At 62.7% G+C, this 15601-nt stretch carries 14 protein-coding genes and 1 tRNA gene; 8 read left to right on the top strand and 7 right to left on the bottom strand.

From position 1 onward, the window contains the following. Positions 1-5 precede the first annotated feature (5 nt). From recO to hpf, 3 genes are read right to left on the bottom strand one after another with little or no spacing between them, the layout of a single operon-like run. Positions 6-800: a DNA repair protein RecO gene (recO, locus tag KBY49_RS06130; protein ID WP_254933836.1), complete on the bottom strand. Its 795-nt coding sequence runs from the start codon at positions 798-800 to the stop codon at positions 6-8. Continuing rightward, on the bottom strand, positions 793-1503 hold the full coding sequence (gene deoC, locus KBY49_RS06125) for a deoxyribose-phosphate aldolase (RefSeq protein WP_254933835.1): 711 nt from the start codon (positions 1501-1503) through the stop codon (positions 793-795). Before deoC ends, recO begins: the two co-directional genes overlap by 8 nt. Beyond that, positions 1500-2090: a ribosome hibernation-promoting factor, HPF/YfiA family gene (hpf, locus tag KBY49_RS06120; RefSeq protein ID WP_254934047.1), complete on the bottom strand. Its 591-nt coding sequence runs from the start codon at positions 2088-2090 to the stop codon at positions 1500-1502. The genes deoC and hpf overlap by 4 nt, the downstream gene beginning before the upstream one ends. Positions 2091-2144: 54 nt before the next feature. On the opposite strand from hpf, the gene lipB reads away from it, so the two are divergent. The 7 genes from lipB (at position 2145) to queA (ending at position 12119) form a co-directional block, all read left to right on the top strand. Next, positions 2145-2825, top strand: coding sequence for a lipoyl(octanoyl) transferase LipB (gene lipB / locus KBY49_RS06115; protein ID WP_254933834.1), 681 nt, complete (start codon positions 2145-2147; stop codon positions 2823-2825). 36 nt (positions 2826-2861) lie between these two features. Continuing rightward, complete coding sequence (locus tag KBY49_RS06110) at positions 2862-4820, top strand: AMP-binding protein (protein ID WP_254933833.1); 1959 nt, start codon at positions 2862-2864, stop codon at positions 4818-4820. A 52-nt stretch (positions 4821-4872) separates the two neighbouring features. Continuing rightward, the gene (locus tag KBY49_RS06105) at positions 4873-5316 is read left to right on the top strand and encodes a YlqD family protein (protein WP_254933832.1); all 444 of its coding nucleotides are present in this window, start codon (positions 4873-4875) and stop codon (positions 5314-5316) included. Positions 5317-5392: 76 nt separating this feature from the next. After that, positions 5393-7597, top strand: a complete 2205-nt coding sequence (gene katG, locus KBY49_RS06100; protein WP_254933831.1) for a catalase/peroxidase HPI — start codon at positions 5393-5395, stop codon at positions 7595-7597. A gap of 165 nt (positions 7598-7762) precedes the next feature. Next, a complete protein-coding gene (locus KBY49_RS06095; protein WP_254933830.1) occupies positions 7763-9103 on the top strand; it encodes a dihydrolipoamide acetyltransferase family protein in 1341 nt (446 codons plus the stop codon). Positions 9104-9165: 62 nt separating this feature from the next. Next, the gene (locus KBY49_RS06090) at positions 9166-11019 is read left to right on the top strand and encodes an APC family permease (protein WP_254933829.1); all 1854 of its coding nucleotides are present in this window, start codon (positions 9166-9168) and stop codon (positions 11017-11019) included. After that, positions 11019-12119, top strand: coding sequence for a tRNA preQ1(34) S-adenosylmethionine ribosyltransferase-isomerase QueA (queA, locus tag KBY49_RS06085; RefSeq protein WP_254933828.1), 1101 nt, complete (start codon positions 11019-11021; stop codon positions 12117-12119). Before KBY49_RS06090 ends, queA begins: the two co-directional genes overlap by 1 nt. A gap of 2 nt (positions 12120-12121) precedes the next feature. Here queA and KBY49_RS06080 read toward each other — a convergent pair whose 3' ends face one another. Then, entirely contained in the window at positions 12122-12721 is a 600-nt protein-coding gene (locus KBY49_RS06080) for a superoxide dismutase (RefSeq protein WP_254933827.1), read from the bottom strand. Positions 12722-12796: 75 nt separating this feature from the next. Further along, positions 12797-13396, bottom strand: coding sequence for an FKBP-type peptidyl-prolyl cis-trans isomerase (locus KBY49_RS06075; protein ID WP_254933826.1), 600 nt, complete (start codon positions 13394-13396; stop codon positions 12797-12799). 70 nt (positions 13397-13466) lie between these two features. On the opposite strand from KBY49_RS06075, the gene KBY49_RS06070 reads away from it, so the two are divergent. Further along, entirely contained in the window at positions 13467-14966 is a 1500-nt protein-coding gene (locus KBY49_RS06070) for an apolipoprotein N-acyltransferase (protein WP_254933825.1), read from the top strand. A 42-nt stretch (positions 14967-15008) separates the two neighbouring features. On the opposite strand, the gene KBY49_RS06065 is transcribed toward KBY49_RS06070, so the two are convergent. Both KBY49_RS06065 and KBY49_RS06060 read right to left on the bottom strand, forming a co-directional pair. After that, positions 15009-15371, bottom strand: a complete 363-nt coding sequence (locus tag KBY49_RS06065; RefSeq protein WP_254933824.1) for an AbrB family transcriptional regulator — start codon at positions 15369-15371, stop codon at positions 15009-15011. Between the two features lie 145 nt (positions 15372-15516). Continuing rightward, positions 15517-15589 (bottom strand) — tRNA-Ala (locus KBY49_RS06060). Between the last annotated feature and the right edge of the window lie 12 nt (positions 15590-15601).

The raw sequence follows: 15601 nt of genomic DNA, 5'->3' as shown, positions 1-15601 counted from the left end.
GCTGTTCATGATGCTCCAAAGCCAGTTCTCAGTAGTTGGAAGGCTCTTGGTTTGCGGCCCAGGTGCTCGCTGCACCAGCTCTCCACGAGGGAAAGCAAATGGAGCCAAACCGCCTCAGGGCCCATCAGTTCCCCGTCGCGTTTGCGGGGAAGGGCTGGCCTGAGCAACCTTTGCAAAAGCGCCAATTCGGAGGCGTTGAGCATGATCCGGGCCCCGGCAATGGCACCTATGGCCAGCCCCTCGCTGGGCAGCAGGCTGCAGCGCCACTCCCAGTTGCCGATCGGTGGCTCCAGGAGATCGCCGCTGCGGCTGCAATGGGCCAGCGGCAGGGCATAGCCGCCAATGGCCAAGAGGTGGACGGCGCCCTGCACCGCCGTGGCCAGGGCCTCCAAATTTGGACCCTTCTCCCTCAGCAGCTCCTCCAGTCGGCCGATTTGCACCAGAAGGGCATTGAGCATGCCGGGGGCGGGGCTGCCGCTCGGCACCAGGGCCAGGCAGATTTCGGCCAAGGCCTGGGCTGCGGCGAGGGTTTCTAGGCGCTGGCCCAGCAGGCTGTAGTTGCGCACAACCTTGAGTTGGCGCACCCGTTTGAGGCCGGTGCCACTGCTGCCGCCCCCCCCCACCTGCAGCCGTAGGTGGGCCAGGGGTACGGCCGCGGCCAAGCTGCTTTTGGGTCTGCGGGCGCCAGGCACTGCCAGGCGAGTAAGCCCCTCTTCTTCGCTGAGCAGGGTCAACAGTCGGTCTTGCTCCCCTAGCGGTTTGCAGCTGAGGGCCAGGCCCTCGAGGCGCTGTTCAGCCACGGCTGCGCCAGGCTTCCATCAGGGCCAGGCTGCGGCTGGTGCCCAGGCGCGTGGCGCCGGCCTCCACCAGATCCAGGGCGTGCCAGAGGTCGCTGATCCCCCCGGAGGCGGAAACTGCGGCCCGGCCCCTGGCCAGGTCCCGCAGGGTTTGCACCTGGGCCGCGCTGACGGGGGGGGCAAAGCCACTGCCGCTTTTCAGGAAGAGGGCACCGGCGTCTATGGCGATCTCCACTAACAGCTCCAGGTTCTCTGGGGAGAGCTTTCCCACCTCCAGGATCACCTTGACGGGCCGATCCAGTTCGCAGATAGCCGCCAGTTCATCCAGCACGGCGCCACTGTTGCCATCGGCCAGGGCTCCGAAGTCGGGCACCACATCCAATTCATCGGCGCCTGCCTCAATGGCCGCTTCTGCCTCGGCCTGCTTGATGGGCTGGGGCACGGCTCCAAAGGGGAACCCCACCACGCTGATCAGCCGCGGCGACTGGCCACTCCCTCTGCCACTGCCAGTTCCGGAGAGGGGCAGCCGTTCGCGGGCCACCTCGAGCCAGCGGGAGGCCACGCAAACTCCGGCAAAGCCGAAGTGGCGGGCCTCATCACAGCAGCGGATGACGGCCTCCCTGCCCTGGTGGGGATCCAGCAGGGCGTGATCCAGGAGGGCAGCCAAATCACCTACGGAGGTCCGATGGGGATGGTCCCGATTCAAGACTCCCTGGTTTGTATCAAGCCAAATCCCCCATGGTTGCGGCGATAGACCACCTGGATTTGGCCACTGTCCGCATCGCGGAAGACATAGAAGTCGTGGTCGATCAGCTCCAGCTGGAGCACGGCGTCGTCGAGGGCCATCGCCGGCATGGCGAAGTACTTGCGCCGCACCCCCCGGTTGGGCAGTTGGGGCTCCTTGCCATCGGTTAGGGCTCCCTCAACCACCTGCTCATCCACCACTTGCTCGGTGCCGGGAGTGGGTGTTGCCCGGTGGCCAGGGCTGTGGTGGTGATCCTTGAGGCGATCGTGGTAACGATTCAGTTGGCGGTGAAGTTTGTTGGCCGCCAGGTCGATGCTGGCGTAGAGGTTGTCGCTGTGTTCTTGGGCTCGAATAACAGTGCCATTGGCATAGACCGTGACTTCCACGGTCTGCTGGGGTACCCGGGGATTGCGGGCAACGGAAAGGTGCACATCGGCCTCCTTCACCATTCCCTCGAAATGGGTGATAGCTCGACCCAACTTGGTTTCGGTGTACTCCCGAATGGCTGGGGTGACGTCAAGATTGCGTCCATGGATCAGCAGTTTCATCAGGTGCCTACTTCCTCCGGTGCTGGTGCTCATCAACGCTAGGAACGCCAACCCATGGGGACAACGGTCGACGCAATCCTTTTTGAAGCAGGCGAGCCCCTGGCCTTTGAAAAGGGTTGGCGAGCCCAGAAGCAACTGCAGCAGCGCCTGTTGCTGGATCCCGATGGCCCCGATGCGGTGCTGCTGTTGGAGCACCAGGCCTGCTACACCCTCGGGCGGGGCGCCGATCCGAATTTTTTGCTTTTTGATCCGGCCCATCCCCCCCTACCGCTGCATCGCATTGATCGGGGCGGTGAGGTGACCCACCACCTGCCGGGCCAGCTGGTGCTCTATCCGGTGTTCAACCTGCTTCGCCATGGAGCCGACCTCCACGCCTACCTGCGGGGCCTGGAGCAGGTGGTGATTGAGCTGTTGGCCGAGCTGGATTTGCGGGGGGAGCGCCTGGAGGGCCTCACCGGTGTGTGGCTAAGGGGCAAAAAGGTGGCGGCGATCGGCGTGGGGGCCAAGCGCTGGGTGAGCCAGCACGGCTTGGCCCTGAATGTGAGCTGTGCCCTTGAGGGGTTTGCCCAGGTGGTGCCCTGTGGCATTGCCGATCGGCCGGTGGGGCGGCTGGTGGATTGGCGGCCGGAGCTCAGCACCGGGATGCTGCGCCCCCTGTTGCTTGCGGCCCTAGCCCGCCAATTTGGCTTGAATTTGCGCCCCCCCATGCCCCAGGAAGCCCTCGATGGATGGTAATTCTTAGGGCAGAACAGATCGGTTGTGCCCCTTCCCGTGACTGCTCCTGCCCTGCCAAAGGCCGAAATTCACTGGCGGGCCACCCGCCGCGATCGGCGGGCCCTTGCCCTGCGCGACGACTGGAGCCACCTCAGCGGGCTGGAGCAGCTATGGCCAGTTTTGGCCGGTCGCTATGGAGAGGCCCAGGCCCTCGATGCTCCCCACAGCCAGCCGCCCGAACGGCTCAGTTTTCGCCAGCTCCACCAATCGATTGAGCAGGCAGCCCTGGGCTTTTCCCTTCTGGGGGTAGGTCCTGGCTCCGTGGTGGCGCTATTTGCCGAAAATGGCCCCCGCTGGTTGCAGGCAGACCAGGGCTTGATGCGGGCCGGCGGCGCCGATGCGGTGCGGGGCAGTTCGGCACCGCTGGAGGAGCTGCGCTACATCCTGGCCGACTCCGGCGCCATGGGCCTGGTGCTGGAATCGGGGGTCCTGCTGGCCAAGCTCCAGGCCGCCGGGGTGTTCGAGGATCCAGCGATCTCCCTGCGCTTTGTGGTGCTTTTGGAGGGGGAACCGGATCCTGGCCCAACCGGCCTTGGGGCCCTACCACCAGCACTGCCTTGCCTGGGCTGGTCGGAGTTGATGGCCCAGGGGGCAGGGGCTGGAGTGATGCGGCCCCCCAGCGACGACCCCCACCGCCTGGCGACGATCCTTTACACCTCAGGTACCACGGGCCAACCGAAGGGGGTGCCCCTCAGCCACGCCAACCTCTTGCATCAGATCCGCACCCTCGGCGTGGCGGTAATGCCCAGGCCAGGTGACCACGTGGTGAGCGTGCTGCCGATCTGGCATGCCTACGAGCGGGCCGCCGAGTATTTGCTGCTCGCCTGTGGTTGCCAGCAGACCTACACCACGCTCAAGCACCTGCGCGCTGATTTGCAGAAGGTGCGTCCCCACTACTTGATAAGTGTCCCCAGGCTTTGGGAGGCCCTGCTGTCGGGCTTCGACGATGCCCTGGCTGCCATGCCCCGGTCGCGCCAGCGGCTGCTGCAGGTGGGCTTGGCCAACAGCAGGGCCCATGCCTGGCGGCGCCGCCAGGCCCTCAATCTCACCCTCTCAGACGAGGCCTGGTGGGTGCGCTCGGCTGCGGTAATCGAAGCCGTTTTGCGTTGGCCCCTACACCGGTTGGCGGCAGGGGTGCTCTGGCCAGCTTTGCGGCGCCAGTTGGTGGGGGGGCGGCTGCGGACCGCCATCAGTGGCGGCGGAGCCTTGGCCATGCATGTGGATGGCTTTTTCGAGGCGATCGGCATCGAATTGCTGGTGGGCTACGGCCTCACCGAAACCTCGCCCGTTCTCACCTGCCGCCGTCGATGGGCCAACCGCCGCGGCAGTGCGGGCCAACCCCTGCCGGGCACGGCCCTGCGGATTGTGGATCCCCAGGGCCACCAGCTTCTCTCCATTGGCATGACAGGCCTGGTGCAGGCCAAGGGCCCCCAGGTAATGGCGGGCTATTTCCACAAACCAGAGGCCACGGCCCAGGTTCTCGATGGCGACGGCTGGTTTGACACCGGCGATTTGGGGCATCTGCTCAAGGACGGCACCCTGGTGCTCACTGGCCGCGCCAAGGACACGATCGTGCTCAGCAGCGGCGAAAACATCGAGCCAGGCCCCCTGGAGGAGGCCCTGGTGGCCAGCCCCCTGGTGGAGCAGGTGATGGTGGTGGGCCAGGACCGCAAGCAGTTGGGCGCCCTGGTGGTGCCCCGCGCCGATGCCCTGGCGGCCTTTGGCTCCCAGCAGGGGCTGGCCGGGGATGCCTTGCTGCGTGCCCTCACCCGGGAATGCAACCGGTTGCTGGCGGCCCGGCCCGGCTCCAGGCCCGACGAGCGCCTGGCGGGGGTGGCCCTGGTGGAGCCCTTCAGCTTGGAAAATGGCCTGCTCACCCAAACCCTTAAGCAGCGCCGCGATCGGATTGGGCTGCGAGATACGGGGGCAATCGCTTCCATCTATGGAGCCCGCTGAGGTTGACCCGGGCAGTAGGCGCTGACAACCTGGGCGCTGCTTTGCAAATTCCATGGCCGACGGCACCCTTTCGATTAAGCGCACCATCACCGTGCGTGCCGTGGTTACCCCCCGCTGGAAGGAGGACGCCGAGCGGGAACTGAGCAGCGCCCTAGCTGGCTCCGATTCCCAGCTGGCCCAACTCGAGCAGGAGGGCCAGCAATTGGTTGATGAGATTCGCCGCCAAAGCGCCAACCCCCTTGACCCCCGGGTGCAGGAACAGGTGGGTTCGGTCCAGCAGCAGGTGGCCGCCAAGCGGGCCGAACTGGAGGAGCAAAAGCGCCAGATGCTCGAGCAACAACGCCAGGTTCGGGACCTGGAAATGGAGCAGATCGTGGAGCAGGGCCAGATTGAGAGCTTCTGCGAGGTGCGGGTGGGCGACAACCTGGTTGAAAAACTCCAGGCAGCTGTGCTGGTTCGGGATGGCGTGATTGAAGCGTTAGAAGGCGCCGATTAGGAGGCCATGCCGCTCTGAGTCTGGTGAGCCCTCCAAGGCCATCTCCTTTGTATTGTTGTCCCCTTTCCCCAATCCCATGACCGAACTTGGCAAGTGCCCCGTTAACCACGGTTCTGCCCCCAAGTCGGTGGCGGGCCAGGGACCTTCGCCGCGGGATTGGTGGCCCCAGCAGGTGAATCTGGCGATCCTTGATCAGCACGGAGTGTCCTCCAACCCCCTCGGCGCTGATTTCAACTACGGCAAAGCCTTTCAACAGCTCGACTACCAGGGCCTCAAGCAGGATTTGCTCGCCCTGATGACCGACTCCCAGGAGTGGTGGCCCGCCGACTGGGGCCACTACGGCGGTCTGTTCATCCGCATGGCCTGGCATAGCGCCGGCACCTATCGCACCGCCGATGGCCGCGGCGGCGCCGGCACCGGAAACCAGCGCTTCGCGCCCCTCAACAGCTGGCCCGATAACGGCAACCTCGACAAAGCACGCCGGCTGCTCTGGCCGATCAAGCAGCGCTACGGCAACCGCGTCTCCTGGGCGGACCTGATCATTCTTGCGGGCAATTGCGCCCTGGAATCGATGGGTATGCGCACCTTTGGCTTCGCCGGCGGCCGCGCCGACATCTGGCAACCGGAGGAAGACATCTATTGGGGCAACGAAAACACCTGGCTAGGCGATGGGCGCTACAGCGGCGATCGCCAGCTGGAGCACCCCTTGGCGGCGGTGCAGATGGGTCTGATCTACGTGAACCCTGAGGGGCCCAATGGCGAGCCCGATCCGGTGGCCTCCGGCCGCGACGTGCGCGAGACCTTCGCCCGCATGGCGATGAACGATGAAGAAACCGTTGCCCTTACCGCCGGCGGCCACACCTTTGGTAAGGCCCACGGTGCCGCCAGCGAAGAGTTTGTCGGACCAGCTCCAGAGGGGGCGCCCATGCAGGAAATGGGTCTGGGTTGGGCTAACAGCCACGGCAGCGGCAAGGGTGCCGATGTCATCACCAGCGGCATCGAGGGGGCCTGGAAGCCCAACCCCACCCGCTGGGACATGGGCTACTTCGACATGCTCTTTGGCTACGAGTGGGAACTGATCAAGAGCCCCGCCGGCGCCTGGCAGTGGCAGGCCAAGGACTGCCGTGAGGAGCACCTGATTCCCGATGCCCATCGCCCGGGCATTAAGCATCCGCCGATGATGACCACCGCGGATCTGTCGCTGCGCTTCGATCCGATTTACGAGCCAATCTCCCGCCACTTCCACCAGCACCCGGAGGCCTTCGCCGATGCCTTCGCCCGGGCCTGGTTCAAGTTGACCCACCGCGACATGGGCCCGAAGAGCCTCTACCTGGGGCCTGAGGTTCCCGCCGAAGACTTGATTTGGCAAGACGCGATTCCAGCTCTCGACCATCCGGTGGTCGATGCGGCCGCCATCGCCGACCTCAAAGCCCGCGTGCTGGCAACGGGATTGTCCAACTCCGAACTGGTGAGCACCGCCTGGGCTTCCGCCTCCACTTTCCGCGGATCCGATAGGCGGGGCGGCGCCAATGGTGCGCGGGTGCGCCTGGCTCCCCAGGCCGTGTGGCCGGTCAACCAGCCCCAGCAGTTGCAGCGCGTGGTCGGCTACCTAGAAAGTGTTCAACAGTCCTTCAATGGCTCCCGGAGTGGGGGGATGCGGGTGTCGCTCGCAGACCTGATCGTGTTGGCCGGTGGCGTGGGTGTGGAGCAGGCCGCCGCCGCCGCAGGCCACCCCATCAGCGTGCCCTTTACCCCCGGCCGAATGGACGCCAGCCAGGAGCAGACCGATGGGGCCTCCTTCGCGGTGATGGAGCCCCAGGCCGATGGCTTCCGCAACTGGCAAAAGGGACCGATGAGCGTTTCCGCAGAGCACCTGCTTGTCGATCGCGCCCAGCTGCTGGGGTTGAGTGCCCCGGAGATGACCGTGTTGGTCGGTGGCCTGCGGGTGTTGGGCGCAAACACCGATGGGGTCCGTCACGGTGTGTTCACCGAGCGGATCGGTGCGCTGAGCAATGACTTCTTCGTGAACCTGCTCGACATGGCGACCAGCTGGTCGCCGAGCGATGGGACCGGCGAACTGTTTGAGGGCAGCGACCGCGCAAGTGGTAGCAGGCGTTGGACTGCGACCAGGGCGGATCTGGTATTTGGCTCTAACTCCCAGTTGCGGGCCATTGCCGAGGTGTATGCCCAGAGCGACGGGGCCGCCAAGTTTGTGGCCGACTTCGTGGCGGCCTGGGTCAAGGTGATGGATGCGGATCGTTTTGATCTGGGAGTTGATTAATTGGGCTGGCATCTCGCCTGTTAGGCGGCCAAACCCATCCTGGCGGGCAGCCCGCTGCCCTTCTAAAGTTGAAGTAAGAGCTGCTTTCACTGCGTTTGCCCCACCCTGGGCCTGCCGCAGACCAGATTGCCGCGACTCTCTTTAACCCCAGGCGGAGACAGGACTTTGGCAACCCACGAAATCTTCATGCCGGCCCTCTCGTCGACGATGACCGAGGGCAAGATTGTGGAGTGGCTCAAAAAACCTGGCGAGAAGGTTGAGCGCGGTGAATCCGTGCTGGTGGTGGAGTCGGATAAGGCGGATATGGATGTGGAGTCGTTTAACGAGGGTTACCTGGCGGCGGTGTTGATGCCCGCCGGTGGCACTGCGCCCGTGGGCGAAACGATTGCCTTGATCGTGGAAACCGAGGCTGAAATTGCCGAGGTGGCGGCCAATGCGCCTGCCGCTCCAGCTGCGCCGGCTGCCGCTCCTGCAGCTGCACCAGCCCCTCCAGCCCCTGCGGCTGCCCCCGCGGCAGTGGCCGTTTCTACGCCTGCGGCAGCGCCCGTGGCCCCACCAGCTCCTGTGCTGGCGGTGGCTTCCAGTGCCAGTGGTCGGCTGGTGGCATCCCCCCGGGCTAAGAAACTCGCCAGCCAGCTCGGTGTGGCGCTGGAGGCGCTGCGCGGCAGTGGACCCCATGGTCGGATCCAGGCCGAGGACGTGCTCAAGGCCACCGGCCAGCCGATCACCGTTCCCAGGGTGGCTGAGGGCAGCGGTCCGGCCGTCAGCGCGGCTGGTGTTAACGGCTCCGCAGCGCCCGCCCCTGCAGGTGAGGCCTTTGGGGCCCCCGGTGACAGCGTGGCCTTCAACACCCTCCAAAACGCGGTCAACCGCAACATGGTGGCCAGCCTGGCCGTGCCCTGTTTCCACGTGGGTTACACCATCACGACCGACAAGCTGGATGCTTTCTATAAACAAGTGAAAAGTAAGGGCGTAACCATGACGGCCCTGTTGGCTAAGGCCGTGGGTGTCACCCTGGCTCGCCATCCCCAGGTCAATTGTGCAATTTCCGCCGATGGATCTGCCATGTCTTATCCCACGGCTGTAAACGTGGCAGTGGCTGTGGCCATGGGGGATGGGGGCCTGATTACGCCAGTGCTTGCCAACGCCGACAAAACCGATATCTATTCGATGGCGCGTAATTGGGTTGATTTGGTGGCCCGGGCCCGCTCCAAGCAGCTGCAACCCCAGGAATACAGCACCGGCACCTTCACCCTTTCCAACCTCGGCATGTTTGGTGTTGATCGCTTCGATGCGATCCTTCCCCCGGGTACCGGTGCCATTCTCGCGGTGGCTGCCTCCCGTCCGGCAGTGGTGGCCGGCAAGGATGGCTCCATTTCCGTTAAGCGCCAAATGCAGGTAAACCTCACCGCTGACCACCGGGTGATCTATGGCGCCCAAGGGGCAGCTTTCCTCAAGGACCTGGCCCAACTGATCGAGACCAATCCCGAAAGCCTGGCAATCTGAGCCTCGACAAGGGCCAATGTGATTTGATGGGCGTTAGATATTTACCCGTTCAATTCGGCTGAATGAAGAATTCATTACAGGTCCAACTGCTCGGTAAGCCAATTCCGCGGGCCGCGACCGAATCCAAGACCTTGCCAAGTTTTCAGGCGCTGCCGATTTTGTCTTCGGATGCGCTTTCCTCTGTGGCCTATGCCACGGAGGCGGCCCTTGGGGTGTTAATCCTGGCCGGCAGCCAGAGGTTGTCATTGTCATTGCCAATTACCCTGGCAATTGTTATATTAATTGCCATTGTGGTGATGTCCTATAGGCAGACGATTGCTGCCTATCCTCAAGGAGGCGGAGCCTATATTGTTGGTCGTGAAAATTTAGGTGTGCTGGCAAGTCTGGTGGCGGCTGCCAGCCTATTAATTGATTATGTGCTCACCTCTGCTGTCAGTTTGATGGCGGGAACCCAGGCCCTTTCTTCCCTGGTGCCTGGCCTGTTGCCCTGGGAAGTGCCAATTGCCTTGCTGCTTCTTGTATTGGTGGGTTGGGCAAACCTGCGGGGAGCGGGGGATACGGGCCGCCTGTTTGCTTTGCCCACCTATGCCTTTGTTGTAATGGTGGCCTTGCTTGGCGTGGCAGGTTTCCATGATTTGGTTACCAGCCATGGTTGGACCCCCGATCCACCACCCTTGCTCAGAGCGGTGGAGCCCCTGGGTCTGTTTTTGATTTTGAGGGCTTTTAGTTCGGGTTGTTCGGCCATGACCGGCATTGAGGCGATTGCCAATGGGGTGCAACTCTTTCGCGACCCGGCGGCAAAGCGGGCCAGGGCAACACTCTTGGTAATGGGCTTGCTTTTGGCCAGCATGTTTTTGGTGGTGAGTGGTTTGGGGTTCATGTATGGAATTGCCCCCAATCCGGATGTCACCGTGATGGCCCAGATCGGCATGCGCCTATTTGGAGCTAAAAGTGCCTTGTTTGTGCTGTTGCAGGTGACGACCCTGCTGATATTGATGTTGGCGGCAAATACGGCATTCGCTGATTTTCCCAGGCTTTCAGCCCTGCTGGCCCGGGACAACTTCTTGCCGCGTCAGATGGGCTGGGTTGGGGATCGTCTGGTTTTTCAAAATGGTATTTTTGCACTTCTAGTTGTAACTGGATTTATCATCCTTGTATGCCAGGGTAATACTACTATTGCCGTTAATCTTTACGCCATTGGTGTGTTTTTAGCCTTCACCATTTCCCAGGGCGGCATGGTGGTGCACTGGTGGCGTAAGCGTGGTCAAAGCTGGTTGGCGCGGGCCCTAATGAATGGTGTTGGTGCAATCAGCACCTTATTGGTGCTGATTGTGATTGTGATCAGCAAATTTGGGGAAGGTGCCTGGACCGTGGTTGTGGCGATACCGCTTTTGGTGATGGCGCTGGTAAAAATTCGTGCCCGCTATCGCAAGGTTTATCAAGAAATAGGTATTGCGCCCGGGGAAGTGTCTGCAATCAATGTGCCAGCTCGGGATTTAAAAATTGGCAATATAAGTGTGGTTTGGATTGCCGCTTGGACTAAGCCCACAGTGCAGGCATTGAGATATGCAGCCACCGTTTCAGATCGGGTGATTGGCGTCTGGGTGCAGCCAGATGGGGAGAGCGAGGAGCCTTTGTTGGCAGCTTGGCGCTCAAGTGTTGGCAGCGATCCCAACCTGGAGTTGCAAATCCTTGAAAGTCCATACTCATCCTTGATAAATCCATTTGCCGATTACGTCGATGGCCTCTCGAAGCTTTGGGGTGATACCACTATCACCATTGTCATGCCCTTAGCGATACCTCGCTATCGATTTGATTCTTTGCTGCTCAATCAGAGGGGTATTAATTTGCGCCAAGCCCTGGCCGAGCACCAGCAATTGGTATTTACCTTGGTCCGTTTCTATCTACCTGCTTGATGCTTGATCCAGCTGATCTAAAACTCTCCAGTTATAACTTTGATCTGCCTGAGGAGCGCATCGCCCAGCTGCCGGCGGAGCCCCGCCACGGGGCCCGATTGCTTTTGGTGGAGCCAGGGGAGGGCGCCCGCCACCGAACCGTGTGGGACCTGGCAGACGAGCTGCGCCCAGGTGATCTGCTCGTGGTTAACGACACCAGGGTTTTGCAGGCCCGCCTTTTGGCGCGGCGCGCGACTGGTGGTGCGGTCGAAATTCTGGTGCTGGAGCCCGTGGGGGATGGGCGCTGGCTTTGTTTGGCCAAGCCCGCCAAAAAACTTAAGCCGGGGGATGTATTGAGTGTGGAGGCCAGCGGCGAGCCCGCCCTGGAGCTATTGGTTGTGGGCTTCGATCAGAAAACAGGTGGCCGCATCCTGCAATTCCCCGCGAACTGCGCAGATGCGGCGGCGTTGGAACCATTGCTTGTGCGCTATGGCTCAGTGCCATTGCCGCCCTACATCCACCAGCACAGTGACCGGGATCAGGAGCGCTACCAAACCCGCTATGCGACAACCCCGGGAGCAGTGGCAGCACCCACGGCAGGTCTTCATCTCAGCGATGCCCTATTGGAGCGATTGGAGGCTCGGGGTGTGGAGCTGGGCCGTATCACCCTGCACGTGGGCCTTGGCACCTTCCGGCCCCTCGAACATGAGGATCTCAGTGAACTCCAGTTGCACCAGGAATGGGTGGAGGTGAAGCCTGAGTTTGTGGAAGCTGTGAAGGCCTGTAGGCAGCGGGGTGGGCGGGTGATTGCGGTGGGTACCACCAGCGTGCGCAGCCTGGAGGCCGTGGCAGCACTTAATGGGGGCCAGCTCCAACCCCACCAGGGACCGGTGAACCTGGTGATCCAGCCGGGCTATCGCTTTGCCGTGGTGCAGGGGCTACTAACCAACTTCCACCTGCCGAAAAGTTCGCTCTTGTTGCTGGTCAGTGCCCTAATTGGCCGCGGGAGGCTGCTCAATCTCTATGCCGAAGCAATTGGGCAGCGCTATCGCTTTTTCTCCTATGGGGATGCCATGTGGATCCCGCCGGAGGCGGTGCTTAGTTCAGCAGCGCCAGTTTGACTTCAGGCGGCAGCCAGATTTGCTGCCACAAAGTCCCAGTTGACCAGCTTCTCAAGGAAGGTGGTCATGTAGTCGGGGCGGCGGTTCTGGTAGTCGAGGTAGTAAGCGTGCTCCCAGACATCCATGGTCAGCAGGGCGGTTTGACCGTGGGCCAGGGGCAGGTCGGCGTTGGCGGTTTTGGTGACCTTGAGGGTGCCGCCATCGAGCACCAACCAGGCCCAACCGCTGCCGAACTGGGTGGCACCGGCGGTTTTGAACTGCTCCACGAAGGCTTCGTAGCTGCCGAAGTCAGCGGTGATCTTCTCGGCCAGTGCGCCAGTGGGTTGGCCACCACCACCGGGCTTCATGCACTGCCAGTAGAAGCTGTGGTTCCAAACCTGGGCGGCGTTGTTGAACACACCGGCCTTGCCAGCATCACCGGCAACTGCCTTGACGGTGTCTTCGAGGCTTTTGCTTTCCAGGTCTGAGCCCGCCACCAGGTTGTTGAGGTTGGTGACGTAGCCAGCGTGGTGCTTGCCGTGGTGAAACTCCAGGGTGGAGCGGGAAATATGGGGCTCGAGCTCATCGAGGCCGTAGGGCAGCGCGGGCAGCGTGTGGGCCATGGGTTCAGGTAGAGCGTTTTGCCGTGGGCAAATCCTACCGATGGCTTTTCGCTGCCCTGGCTGGGGGCAGATCGGTTAACCGCCCACTTTCAGTAATTCCACCTCAAAAATCAAGGTGGCGTTTGGCGGAATTACGCCGCCAGCACCGCGCTCGCCGTAGGCCAGATCCGGGGGAATTACCAATTTGCGCTTGCCGCCAACTTTCATCCCGGCCACGCCTTCATCCCATCCACGAATCACCCGGCCGCCGCCAAGGGGAAAGGAGAAGGGGCCCCTGCCATAGCTGCTGTCGAACTCCTTGCCGTTTTCGAGGGTGCCGCGGTAGTTGACGCTCACGTTTTGGCCGTTTACGGCCTCTGCCCCTTCACCCACAACTAAATCGGTGATGCTGAGGCCGCTGGGGGTGATGCGGGCCTTGGGGGAGGAGATGTCGCCGCCCAGGTCACTGGCTTGGGCGATGTCGGTTGCCATGGCAAAAAGGATGGGGTTGGGATCTTCCGGATCGACTTCTAAACGGTTATTGATCGCGGGTGCGGCAACGGCATTCATGAAGCCGCTGGTTGTCTCTGCAACGGGATTGGCCGCTGCCACGATGGTCGGGTTGACCAATTGACTCACCAGGGCCAGCAGCAGGCAGGCCACACACACGGCCGAGCTGATCAGGATGTCGCGCATGGCGAAGTGGCGAAATCGCGCCGGAAGATTGGCTGATTCTGCCTACCTGGCGCCCCTAGGCTCGCCGGCCATGGGCGGTGTTTCGGCTGGGTTAGTTGCTGGAGCGCTGGCGGGGCTGGCCCTGCCGCCGTTGGGTTTGCCTCCTCTGTTGTGGCTGGCCCTGGTGCCCCTTTGGTCATTTGCCGCTGCAGAGGGCGGCCAGCGGCGCCCAGCCATTGGTGCTGCTGCCATCTGGGGGGGGCTGGCGGTGCTGGTGAGCCACCGCTGGCTACTGGCCCTCCATCCCCTCGATTGGATTGGGGTTCCCATGGCCTTGAGCCTGCCGCTCTGTTGGTTGCTCTTGCTCTTCTGCGCGGCAGCTGGGGCGCTGCTGGTGGCTACCTGGGTTGCCCTGGCCCAGCGCCTGCATGGGGCTCGGCCCAGCTCAGCTCTGTTGATGTCTGGCCTCTGGGGGCTGGTGGAGGTGGCCCTGGCCAAGGGGCCCCTGTTTTGGATCGGCCTGGGCGGGGCGGCCCTGCCGGGCGACCGGGCCCTGGCGGGGTTGGCCAGTTGGGGGGGGGCTGGCCTGTTGGCGGCCGTGCAGTTGGCCATTGGCTGGTGCCTTTGGCAGCTTTGGCGGGCGGGCCCCGGCGGACGGCGCAAATGGGCCTCGATCAGCGCCCTGGTTGTGCTGGTCGCCCATGGACTAGGCGCCTGGGCCCTGGCGGCAATTCCCCTGGTGGGCCCGGCCACAGAAAAGGTGTTGGTGGTGCAGCCAGCAATCCCCACCCGCCAGAAGTTTCAAGCCGCCGAGCAGGCGCTGTTGGATAGGCGCCTGGCCCTGGGCCTGGAGGAGGGCCGGCGCCTGGGGGTGGATGCGGTGCTTTTGCCGGAGGGGGCCATGGGGGTGGATCCCCTGTTGGCTGAGCCGGCACCGGTGCAGCTGATCAGCGGGGGGTTCCGCTGGCAGGAAAGGGGCAGGCAATGGGAGCAGCGCAGCAGCTTGCTGCGTTTCGAGCCCGGCGAGAGCAGGGCCGGCGCGGCCCTTGATAAGCACCGTCTGGTGCCCTTGGGGGAATGGGTGCCCCTGGGCGGATTGCTGCGCTGGAGTGGCCTTTCGGCCGTCGGCGGCCTCGAACCAGGGGAGCCTTCGCGCTTGCTGCCCAGACCCCAGGGGGCAATTGGGGCGGCCATTTGCTACGAGCTATCCGATGGCTCGGCCCTGGCCGCCGCCACCAGGGAAGGGGCGCGTTGGTTGCTGGTTAGCGCCAACCTCGATCCCTATCCGCCCTTGCTGCAGGCCCAATTTGAGGCCCTGGCCCAGTTGCGGGCAATCGAAACCGGCCGGGCCCTGGTGAGTGTTGCCAACACCGGCCCCAGTGGCCTGGTCAATGCCCGGGGCTTGGTGGTGACGAGGTTGCCGGTAAATGGGGCGGCCACCGGCCTGGTGAAGGTGCCCCAGCTCAGCGCCCTTACCCCCTACGACCGCTGGGGTGAAATGCCCCTGCTGGCCTTAACCCTGCTGGCGGGTCTGTGGAGGGTAAATCGGACCGGAGTGGCAAGAGGGGATCGCCCTAGGGGAGAGCCCTAGGGGCCCTTGGTGATTGCCAGATGGCAATTATTTTGTTGGTTATTACTCTTCGTCTGAACCACCCAAGGGGGTCAGCTTGATCTCGTTGCGGTTGAGCTTGATTTCGAACTGGTCACCTGGCTTGTAGCCCAGCTCTTCCATGTAGGCCATGCCAACCATCAAGTTGCCATTGAAGTGCACCTTGGCGGTATAGCTAAGGCTGCGGCCGCCTTTGCCCTTGCCGCGCTGATCACCGAGGTTCAGGCCTTTTGCATCGAGGAGGGCTTCATAGAAGGCGGTGAAATTAAGCCTTTCGCTGCCGTCTTTTTTGGTGCTGACGTATCCGCAACTGCGAACCATGTCGGATTTGGAAGATTCGCCCAGCTCTCTTACTTTTGCTACAAGTTCAGCTCCGGTCAGCGCCATGCAGAAATTGCATAAGTTATGAAAAGGTTAACCCAAGGCTCAGGCACCCGAGAAGCATGATGAAATTGTCGATCACCCTCTGTTACTGCCGCCCCGGGCGATGGGCATGCAGAAATGGAGGGTGATATCGAGGGTAAAATTTGAATGGAGCCAAGCGGATTCGAACCGCTGACCCCCTGCATGCCATGCAGGTGCTCTACCAGCTGAGCTATGGCCCCATAGTTACGTTT

It is taken from the genome of Cyanobium sp. WAJ14-Wanaka, assembly GCF_024345375.1.
Lineage (GTDB): Bacteria > Cyanobacteriota > Cyanobacteriia > PCC-6307 > Cyanobiaceae > Cyanobium_A.
This window is presented reverse-complemented; position numbering and strand designations above follow the sequence as displayed.

Bases quoted from the DNA above. Each gene is read 5' to 3' on its own strand.
- hpf (WP_254934047.1), bottom strand. From the start codon at position 2,090: ATGAAACTGCTGATCCATGGACGCAATCTTGACGTCACCCCAGCCATT.
- lipB (WP_254933834.1), top strand. From the start codon at position 2,145: ATGGGGACAACGGTCGACGCAATCCTTTTTGAAGCAGGCGAGCCCCTG.
- KBY49_RS06105 (WP_254933832.1), top strand. From the start codon at position 4,873: ATGGCCGACGGCACCCTTTCGATTAAGCGCACCATCACCGTGCGTGCC.
- katG (WP_254933831.1), top strand. From the start codon at position 5,393: ATGACCGAACTTGGCAAGTGCCCCGTTAACCACGGTTCTGCCCCCAAG.
- KBY49_RS06090 (WP_254933829.1), top strand. From the start codon at position 9,166: ATGAAGAATTCATTACAGGTCCAACTGCTCGGTAAGCCAATTCCGCGG.
- queA (WP_254933828.1), top strand. From the start codon at position 11,019: ATGCTTGATCCAGCTGATCTAAAACTCTCCAGTTATAACTTTGATCTG.
- KBY49_RS06080 (WP_254933827.1), bottom strand. From the start codon at position 12,721: ATGGCCCACACGCTGCCCGCGCTGCCCTACGGCCTCGATGAGCTCGAG.
- KBY49_RS06075 (WP_254933826.1), bottom strand. From the start codon at position 13,396: ATGCGCGACATCCTGATCAGCTCGGCCGTGTGTGTGGCCTGCCTGCTG.
- KBY49_RS06070 (WP_254933825.1), top strand. From the start codon at position 13,467: ATGGGCGGTGTTTCGGCTGGGTTAGTTGCTGGAGCGCTGGCGGGGCTG.
- KBY49_RS06065 (WP_254933824.1), bottom strand. From the start codon at position 15,371: ATGGCGCTGACCGGAGCTGAACTTGTAGCAAAAGTAAGAGAGCTGGGC.